Annotated in this window: 10 protein-coding genes and 2 riboswitches; all 10 genes read left to right on the top strand. The window is 56.7% G+C overall.

Annotated features, from left to right (window positions below):
• Positions 1-12 precede the first annotated feature (12 nt).
• Positions 13-113, top strand: a riboswitch (TPP riboswitch).
• Positions 114-171: 58 nt separating this feature from the next.
• Positions 172-1,260, top strand: coding sequence for a thiamine phosphate synthase (locus ACPLUI_RS04995; RefSeq protein WP_424659173.1), 1,089 nt, complete (start codon positions 172-174; stop codon positions 1,258-1,260).
• Positions 1,257-2,558, top strand: a complete 1,302-nt coding sequence (gene thiC / locus ACPLUI_RS04990; protein WP_424659172.1) for a phosphomethylpyrimidine synthase ThiC — start codon at positions 1,257-1,259, stop codon at positions 2,556-2,558. Before ACPLUI_RS04995 ends, thiC begins: the two co-directional genes overlap by 4 nt.
• 101 nt (positions 2,559-2,659) lie before the next feature.
• On the top strand, positions 2,660-3,667 hold the full coding sequence (thiL, locus tag ACPLUI_RS04985) for a thiamine-phosphate kinase (RefSeq protein ID WP_424659171.1): 1,008 nt from the start codon (positions 2,660-2,662) through the stop codon (positions 3,665-3,667).
• A gap of 111 nt (positions 3,668-3,778) precedes the next feature.
• On the top strand, positions 3,779-4,261 hold the full coding sequence (gene tsaE, locus ACPLUI_RS04980) for a tRNA (adenosine(37)-N6)-threonylcarbamoyltransferase complex ATPase subunit type 1 TsaE (protein ID WP_424659177.1): 483 nt from the start codon (positions 3,779-3,781) through the stop codon (positions 4,259-4,261).
• A complete protein-coding gene (gene tsaB / locus ACPLUI_RS04975) occupies positions 4,242-4,946 on the top strand; it encodes a tRNA (adenosine(37)-N6)-threonylcarbamoyltransferase complex dimerization subunit type 1 TsaB (RefSeq protein ID WP_424659170.1) in 705 nt (234 codons plus the stop codon). The genes tsaE and tsaB overlap by 20 nt, the downstream gene beginning before the upstream one ends.
• Positions 4,947-4,954: 8 nt before the next feature.
• On the top strand, positions 4,955-5,428 hold the full coding sequence (gene rimI, locus ACPLUI_RS04970; protein ID WP_424659169.1) for a ribosomal protein S18-alanine N-acetyltransferase: 474 nt from the start codon (positions 4,955-4,957) through the stop codon (positions 5,426-5,428).
• Between the two features lie 68 nt (positions 5,429-5,496).
• Positions 5,497-5,776: riboswitch (cobalamin riboswitch) on the top strand.
• A gap of 396 nt (positions 5,777-6,172) precedes the next feature.
• Positions 6,173-6,934, top strand: a complete 762-nt coding sequence (locus ACPLUI_RS04965; protein WP_424659168.1) for an energy-coupling factor ABC transporter permease — start codon at positions 6,173-6,175, stop codon at positions 6,932-6,934.
• Positions 6,935-6,937: 3 nt separating this feature from the next.
• Positions 6,938-7,270 (top strand): energy-coupling factor ABC transporter substrate-binding protein, encoded by a 333-nt coding sequence (locus ACPLUI_RS04960; protein ID WP_424659176.1) that lies wholly within the window; start codon positions 6,938-6,940, stop codon positions 7,268-7,270.
• Positions 7,263-8,045 (top strand): cobalt ECF transporter T component CbiQ, encoded by a 783-nt coding sequence (cbiQ, locus tag ACPLUI_RS04955; RefSeq protein WP_424659167.1) that lies wholly within the window; start codon positions 7,263-7,265, stop codon positions 8,043-8,045. Before ACPLUI_RS04960 ends, cbiQ begins: the two co-directional genes overlap by 8 nt.
• On the top strand, positions 8,042-8,653 hold a 612-nt coding region (locus ACPLUI_RS04950), incomplete at its 3' end, for an energy-coupling factor ABC transporter ATP-binding protein (RefSeq protein WP_424659166.1). The genes cbiQ and ACPLUI_RS04950, both read left to right, overlap by 4 nt.

Genomic DNA, 8,653 nt, shown 5'->3' with positions numbered 1-8,653 from the left:
AAGGAAGCCATGCCTTTTGTGTGTGGGTGCCGGGCTGAGAAAAGCGTTTTTCGCTTTACCCTTTGAACCTGATCTGGGTCATACCAGCGTAGGGAAATGGGTGAACTGTCGGAGTATACTGTACCCATCTCCTTATCAGGTGGATGGGTATTTTTTATGGGAGGGGTTTCCATGGGAGAGCTCTACCGGGTTCTCGATGCCAATTTTAACCGCGCCCGGGAAGGGCTGCGGGTGGTGGAAGAAGTGGCCCGCTTTATTCTTGATGATGCCGGGATGACCATGCGCATAAGGGATATGAGGCACCGCCTGGGGATCTGGCAGGAAAGCTTTCCCGGGCGGGGGACGGTTCTCGTGGAAGCCCGGGATGTGGAGGGTGATGTGGCCGCTCCCGCTCCCGCGGCCAGGGGAGAGGAACAGAACACTATTATACAGCTGGTCATGGCCAACTTTAAACGGGTGCAGGAAGCTACACGGGTGCTGGAGGAGTATGCCCGTCTTTTGCCGGTAGCCGCTCCTTTTAAGGATATCCGCTATGCCGCTTATCTGGTGGAAAAGGAAATGGTGAGCCGCCTGGTACAGTTGGGTGCGTTTGGATCCCCTTCCTGTCAACCGGGAACCTGCGGGATTGATTACAGCCTGTACGTAATTACGGGGGATAAGTTCAGCCGGGGCCGGTCGATTCTGGAAGTGGCCCGGGCAGCTATTGAAGGAGGGGCCACAGTTTTACAATTGCGGGAAAAGGAATTTACCGCCCGCCAGCTGATTGACGTCGGACACCAGCTGCGCCGCTTGACGCGGGAAAAGGGAGTCACCTTTATTGTCAACGACCGGGTGGATGTAGCTCTGGCGGTGGATGCCGACGGTGTACATCTTGGCCAGGATGATCTGCCCGTCGGCATGGCGCGGCGCATTCTCGGCCCCGGCAAAATTATCGGTATCTCCACTCACAGCGTGGAACAGGCCCTGGAAGCCCAGCGGCAGGGTGCCGACTATATCGGTGTGGGTCCCGTTTTTGAAACCCACACCAAAGATGATGTCCAGGCCCCGGTGGGTGTGGACCTGGTGCGACAGGTGGCATCCGCGGTCAGCATACCGAAAGTGGCCATCGGAGGCATCAAGGCCGGTAATGTGGAAGAGGTGATTGCTGCCGGGGCTGACGGGGCGGCAGTGATCACGGCAGTGGTGGCAGCAGAAGATGTATCCGGCGCTGCCCGCGAACTGCGTTCCCGGATCGATAAAGCAAGGAGGTATTTGAAATGACTCAACTTTTAGCAGCCCGGGCAGGGGAAATAACGGCGGCCATGCGCCGGGTGGCTGAGAGAGAAAGGTTGCCGGTGGAAGAAATTTTAAGGAAGGTAGCTGCCGGTACGGTGGTTATTCCGGCCAATAAAAACCATGCAGGCCTGGACCCATGCGGTATCGGGGAGGGCTTGCGTACCAAAATCAATGCCAACCTTGGGACCTCTACGGCTTTTGCCAGTATCCAGGAAGAATTAACCAAACTGGAAGCCGCTTTGAAGGCCGGAGCCGATGCGGTGATGGACCTTTCTACGGGAGGCGACCTGGACGGCTGTCGCAGGGCGATTATTGCGAGGAGTTCCGTACCGGTGGGTACCGTTCCCATTTACCAGGCGGCTGTGGAAGCCAGGGAAAAACGGGGTAGTATTGTGCAGATGAAGGCCGACGACCTGTTTGCCGTAATTGAAAAGCAGGCTGCCGACGGGGTGGACTTCATCACCGTGCACTGTGGGGTCACCCTGGAGGTCATCGGCCGGCTGCAAAGGCAGGGGCGCGTTACCGATATCGTCAGCAGGGGCGGTTCTTTCCTGGCGGGGTGGATGCTTCACAACGGCCGGGAAAATCCCCTCTATGAACAGTTTGACCGGCTGCTGGAGATATGCCTGCGTTACGACGTTACTTTGAGCCTGGGTGACGGCCTGCGGCCGGGATGCCTGGCCGATGCCACCGACCGTGCTCAAATCCAGGAGTTGATTGTACTGGGAGAACTGGTGAACCGGGCGCGTGCCGCGGGTGTGCAGGCCATGGTGGAAGGCCCCGGGCATGTCCCCCTGGACCAGGTGGCCGCCAATGTGCAGGTGCAGAAGACGCTGTGTAACGGTGCTCCCTTTTACGTTCTGGGCCCCCTGGTTACCGATGTGGCTCCGGGGTACGACCATATTACCGCCGCCATTGGGGGAGCTGTAGCAGCCATGGCCGGAGCCGACTTCTTGTGTTATGTGACTCCCTCCGAACACCTGGGTCTGCCTACCATAGATGACGTCAAGGAGGGTGTGGTGGCGTCCCGCATTGCCGCCCACGCGGCAGACCTGGTCAAGGGCGTGCCGGGAGCCCGGGAATGGGATCTGGCTATGGCCCGGGCCCGCAAGGCCCTGGACTGGGAAGCCCAGATAAGGCTGGCCATTGACCCGGAAAAAGCCCGGGCATACAGGGAGAAGCGAAATCCGGCCGGAACCAGGGCCTGTACCATGTGTGGCGATTTCTGTGCCATGGAGATTGTGGCCAGGTATCTGGGTGCGGAACGGGTGGAAGAATGTTAGCGGAATTAAAAAAGTAATGTCTGTCGCTCCTTAAGGGACGGCTGCCGCTCCGAGCGTATCTGGTACAGTACCTGTATGGCATTGAGGAGATGTATGGAACCTTGAAGCTTGGTGATCTGGGCGAATTCGGCCTCATAAACCGTTTGTCCCGGGATTTGATCAACCGGCCGGGAGAGGTGGTGCGGGGCATAGGGGACGATGCGGCGATTTTAAACCTGGAAGGCCCCTGGTGGCTGTTGTTCACGACCGACATGCTGGTTGAAGGGGTTCACTTTTCGCTGGATTATGCCACTCCCGCTCAGGTGGGCATCAAGAGCGTGTCGGTTAACGTGAGCGACATTGCGGCTATGGGCGGGTGGGCCGCTCATGGTGTGGTTTCCCTGGGCCTGCCCGCGCGCCTGTCCGTGGAGGAAGTGGAGGAACTTTACCGGGGTATCAGGCAGGCGGCGGGTGAATATGGCTTGAATATCGTGGGTGGAGACACGGTGCTCTGCCCGGAGCGGCTGGTGATCAACCTGGCCCTGGTGGGGTTCGTGGAAAAAGGCCGGGCTGTGTGCCGCGGTGGGGCTAGAGTGGGGGATTTGATCTATGTCACCGGCAGCCTGGGTAAATCCGCAGCCGGGCTATACCTGTGCCGGCACCCGGATTTAACTGTTGACCCTGGGGTGGCGGCTTTCCTCAAGCAGGCACACCTGGAACCCCGGGCGAGATTGCGGGCCGGGCGAGTCTTATCCCGGGCCGGGGTTACAGCCATGGACGACGTCAGTGACGGCCTGGCTGCAGAACTGCGGGAAATCTGCCTTGCCAGCGGCGTGGGCTGCCGGGTGCGTGCACGGGATATTCCTGTGGACCACCGGGTGGTAGTGGTGGCTGCACTGGCTGCTTGCGACCCCCTGGATTGGGCCTTTTCCGGCGGTGAGGATTTTGAGCTTGTCTTTACCGTTCCACCGGACACAGCCCGGAATGTGGAGGAAATGCTTGCTGCGGCCGGAGAAGAATGCCGCTGTATTGGTGAGATTACCCCGGCGGACAAGGGAGTGGTTCTGGAACTGCCCGGCGGCCGGTGCGTCCCCCTGGAGGCCCGCGGTTACGATCACTTTGCCCCTTAGGCTAAAGCTTTAAAATATTTGCGCTCACAAAGAGTTTTGAAACGGCCCCTCCACAGGTTATAATACTGGCAGACTTCTTTTTTGCGTGGTAGAATCGAATCGGGTGGTTGCATGGCTTTTGTATGGCGAACCCGTTCTCCCGGGGAAACTGAAGAGTTTGGCCGCCTTCTGGCCTCCATCTTGCTTCCCGGAGATGTTCTGTGCCTGTATGGTGATCTGGGTGCGGGGAAGACGGTGCTGGCCCGCGGTATCGCCCGCGGCCTGGGGATTACCCGGCCGGTAACCAGTCCTACTTTTACATTAATTAACGAATACTCCGGCCGGTTGCCCCTGTACCATATGGATGTCTACCGTCTGGGCGGGTCCGGGGAGATGGCCGATCTGGGCTATGAAGAATACTTCTACGGTGAGGGCGTGACCGTGTTGGAGTGGGCGGGGCGGGTTGAAGAGGTTTTACCTTCCGAACGGCTGGACATTTACTTCAAGGGATTCCAGGGAGAGCCGGACTTACGCGAGATTCATATAATCCCCCGGGGGAGGCGCTATGAAGAACTGGTGAAGGAGCTGACCGCCCTTGTTGGTGCTGGGTATTGAGGCTGCCACGCCGGTGGCTGCGGTGGCCGTGGTAGACGGGGAAAGGTTGCTGGCCGAGCGGATGGTTAATAACCGGCGCACCCATTCGGTGAACCTCCTGCCCATGATTAAAGCCGTGCTGGAAGACGCAGGGGTTGGGCGGGAGGACCTGGGTGGTATCGCTGTTTCCTCGGGGCCCGGTTCTTTTACCGGCCTGCGCATAGGTATGGCTACGGCCAAAACCCTGGCTCAGGTCTGGGGGTTGCCCGTTGTGGGCGTCGGTACCCTCGATGCTCTGGCTCACCCCTTGACAGGACAGGGGGGGCTGATCTGCCCCATTCTCAACGCTCGAAAAGACGAGGTTTATGCGGCGGTCTATCGTACAGTCGATGGAGAACTGGAACGTTTGGAGGGCCCTGTAGCGGTCCGGCCCGGGGAGCTGGCAGGTCGTCTTGAACGTCTGGGGCTTCCAGTTACACTGCTGGGCGACGGGGTTCCCGTTTATGGTGGATTCTTTAAACAACAGCTGGGCGGGATGGTTTTCTTCGCTCCGGGAAGTGCGTGTTGGCCCCGGGGTGCGCCGGTAGCCGAGCTGGGTTACCGGCTGCTGAGGGACGGAGCGGGGAAGGATCCTTTTGAACTGCTGCCCAACTACATCCGGTTATCCGAGGCTGAAGTAAAGTGGCTCCAAAAACAGAAAGGGTAAGCCGGTGTATGCCGATGGAACTGACTTTTGCCGAAATGTCCTCCCGGCACCTGGATGAGGTGCTGGCTATTGAGCAGGCTTCTTTCCCCACCCCCTGGTCCCGTTATGCCTTCACCTATGAATTGATGCACAACGAATTTGCCGTGTACATCGTCGTTCTGGCGGGTGAAAAGGTGGTCGGCTATGCCGGGATGTGGCTGGTTTTGGATGAGGCTCACGTAACCAATGTGGCCGTGCATCCGGATTACCGCCGTCGCCGGATCGGGCGGAAACTGATGCAGGAACTCATGCGCAGGGCGGTCATGCTGGGAGCCAGGAGGATGACCCTCGAGGTGCGTACTTCCAACCACGTTGCCCGCCGTCTTTATACTTCACTGGGTTTTGTGGAAAGAGGCCGCCGGCGGGGATATTACACCGATACCAACGAAGATGCCGTCATTATGTGGAAGGATCCCCTTGATGGTACAGTGCCAGGCACTTAACTTATTAACTTATGCCAGCGGTCGGGAAAAATCTGGACAACACAGGCTCGTTGTGTTACAATTTAGACAATTGAATATGGTGGACGGGTGCTCCCTGCCTACAGGCAGGGATAGAGGGAAGTCAGTGAAAATCTGACGCGGTGCCGCCACTGTGAATGGGGAGTCCGCCACACAAAGCCACTGGCCAGCACTCACTTTTGACTGAGACACTGCATACAATGGTATGTTGTCCCAGCAGTGAGAGTGTACAGCAAACTTGAACTGATGTGCTGGTGAGTGCCGGGCTGGGAAGGCGTGGTGGGACAGTGATCCATGAGCCAGGAGACCTGCCCGTTCCGTTTCACCGCTTGTACCTACGGTCCATGGGGAGGTGAAAGAGCTTAAGGTATGCTTTAACCCCTGCGCCCGGACCTGCAGGGGTTGTTGGTTTTTTAAAATCAAGATTGCAGGAATAGGTGCTTTATCCCGAGGGATAAGGCTTAAAAGGGTGATGTGGTCCCCTGTCCGGGGAGCCCCTTCAATTGAGGATGTTGTGGTGACTTGAAAGGGCCATGACCTGAGGACAGCAGAGGACATGCCTGTTCCACTCCTCATTATCTGTGCCGGGGGAGCGGTAGAAGCATGTCCTTTTTGTGTTTAAAAGGTTATCCCCCGGCACCGGTCGGGGGTTTTCTTTTTCAGGTTGGGGCTTCTGCCGACATGATTGCCAGGCAGGGTAGATTATCTTGCGAGGAGGTATTTCTTGTGCAGAAATTTCTTGTAAAGAAAAATGCCGGTATCCTTTTATCCATTCTCCTCCTTTTATTTGTATTCTTTCCCCAGCAGAATGCCTGGGCCATGCACATCATGGAAGGGTTTCTCCCCTTGAAGTGGTGCATTTTCTGGTATGTTCTGACCTTGCCTTTTCTTGCGGCAGGCATACTTTCCATTCAAAAGTCTGTAAAGGTTGACCCCGGGGTAAAAATGCTCCTGGGACTGGCGGGTGCCTTTGCTTTTGTCCTTTCGGCTTTAAAAATTCCTTCCGTTACCGGCAGCTGTTCTCATCCTACGGGTGTCGGGCTGGGAGCCATACTTTTCGGGCCATGGGCCATGAGCGTGCTGGGTTGCATAGTATTGCTCTTTCAGGCTCTATTGCTGGCCCACGGGGGTCTAACCACACTGGGGGCCAATACCTTTTCCATGGCGGTGGTCGGTCCCCTGGTGGCCTATGTCCTGTTCCGGCTGGGCCAGAGACTGGCCCTACCACGTTGGCTTTCAGTCTTTATGGCTGCTTTTGCCGGAGATCTGCTGACCTATGTTACGACATCCATACAGCTGGCTCTGGCCTTTCCCGCTTCCCACGGCGGGGTGCTGGGGGCCATGCTGAAGTTCATGGGTATTTTTGCGGTCACTCAGGTACCCCTGGCCATCAGCGAGGGAATTTTGACCATCATTGTTTTTAACTTTCTGGTTGCACACAACAGCCGCGAACTGGAACAATTGCGAGTTTTATCCCGGGAGGTATAAATGATGAAAAATGGCGTCAAGAACCTGTGTTTGATTTTGATTGTGCTGTTGCTGGCGGCCTTTCCACTGCTGGTGAACAAAAATGCTGAATTTGCAGGTGCCGATGACCAGGCGGAGAAAGTTATTGGAGAACTGCACCCGGGTTATCATCCGTGGTTCAAGTCCGTGTGGGAACCTCCAAGTGGCGAAATCGAGAGTTTGCTCTTTGCCCTGCAGGCAGCACTGGGTGCCGGGTTTATCGGCTATTTCATAGGATTCTACCGCGGATCGAGAGGTAACCATGTTCAGCAAATGCGACCCGGGGAGTTGTTAGAGGAGAGAGATACTGGTGTTTAAAATTGACCAGTATGCGTATACCAGCAGCCTGCGTCATGTTCATCCCGGAGAGAAGTTTGCCTTTGCCGTGCTCACCATGGGCATCTGCCTGGCGGCTTCCAGCATACTGGTACCAGTTCTGGTAACCGGTCTGGCGACGGCGGCCGTGATCTGGGGTGCTCGCATACCGGCCCGCTTTTACTTTAAACTTTTGCTGTTGCCCCTGGGTTTTCTGGTGACCGGCCTGCTTGCCATTGTCCTGACCATTTCCCGGAAACCCGACCCGGCTGTACACGGGTTCGTTTTCTGGGGCATTACGCTGGGTGTAACTTTGCCGGCTCTTTATCATGCCGGCCTGCTCTTTGCCAGGGCGATCGGTGCTGTTTCCTGTCTCTATTTTTTGTCTTTGACCACTCCCATGGTGGAGATCATTTCGGTTCTCCACCGGTTAAAAGTGCCTGCTTTACTGATTGAACTGATGGGTCTGGTTTACCGTTTTATTTTCGTAATTATGGAAACGGCATCCAGTATGTACATATCCCAGGCCTCACGCTGCGGCTATGCCAGTCCGGGGGCATCCTATCGTTCTCTGGCTCACCTGGTATCCAACCTTTTTGTCAGGTCATTTTACCGTTCCCAGGCCCTTTTCACCGCCCTTCTGGCCAGGGGGTATACGGGCGAGCTAATGGTCCTGGAAAATTCCCGCCCGGTTTCCGGGAAAAATATCGCCCTTATTGCCGTCGTGGATTCTATGCTGCTGGTTCTGGTCCTGGTGAGCAGGAGGTGGCCTGTTTGAAAGAATTTATTCTGGAAGCCCGTGATGTTCATTTTGTCTATTCCGATGGTACAACTGCCCTGCGTGGAGTCACTATGGCCATTGAAAAAGGGAGGAAGGTGGCGGTGCTGGGTTCCAACGGGGCCGGTAAGACCACCATCTTCCTTCACTTTAACGGCATCCTGCGCCCGGCGCGGGGCCGGGTTCTTTTTGCCGGGCGGGAGGTGCGGTACGATCACCGCTCGCTCATGCAGTTGCGCAAAGATGTGGGTATTGTTTTTCAAGACCCCGACAGCCAGCTCTTTTCAGCCAGTGTGGTCCAGGAAATCTCTTTTGGCCCTTTAAATTTAGGACTGAGCAGGGAAGAGGTGGCACGCCGCGTGGAAAACGCCATGGCGGCCACGGAAATTACCGATCTCAGGGACAGGCCCACCCACCTTTTAAGCTACGGTCAGAAGAAAAGGGTCTGCCTGGCCGGTGTTCTGGCCATGGAACCCAGCGTACTGATCTGCGATGAACCTACCGCCGGGCTGGACCCCGTACATGCTGCCCAGGTTATGAAATTATTTGACAAAATCAACCGGCAGGGTACCACCGTTGTCCTGGCTACCCATGACGTGGATCTGGCT

The organism is Desulfofundulus sp., from assembly GCF_049701015.1.
Classification (GTDB): domain Bacteria; phylum Bacillota; class Desulfotomaculia; order Desulfotomaculales; family Desulfovirgulaceae; genus Desulfofundulus.
This window is presented reverse-complemented; position numbering and strand designations above follow the sequence as displayed.

Bases quoted from the DNA above. Each gene is read 5' to 3' on its own strand.
- ACPLUI_RS04995 (WP_424659173.1), top strand. From the start codon at position 172: ATGGGAGAGCTCTACCGGGTTCTCGATGCCAATTTTAACCGCGCCCGG.
- thiC (WP_424659172.1), top strand. From the start codon at position 1,257: ATGACTCAACTTTTAGCAGCCCGGGCAGGGGAAATAACGGCGGCCATG.
- tsaE (WP_424659177.1), top strand. From the start codon at position 3,779: ATGGCTTTTGTATGGCGAACCCGTTCTCCCGGGGAAACTGAAGAGTTT.
- rimI (WP_424659169.1), top strand. From the start codon at position 4,955: ATGCCGATGGAACTGACTTTTGCCGAAATGTCCTCCCGGCACCTGGAT.
- ACPLUI_RS04960 (WP_424659176.1), top strand. From the start codon at position 6,938: ATGAAAAATGGCGTCAAGAACCTGTGTTTGATTTTGATTGTGCTGTTG.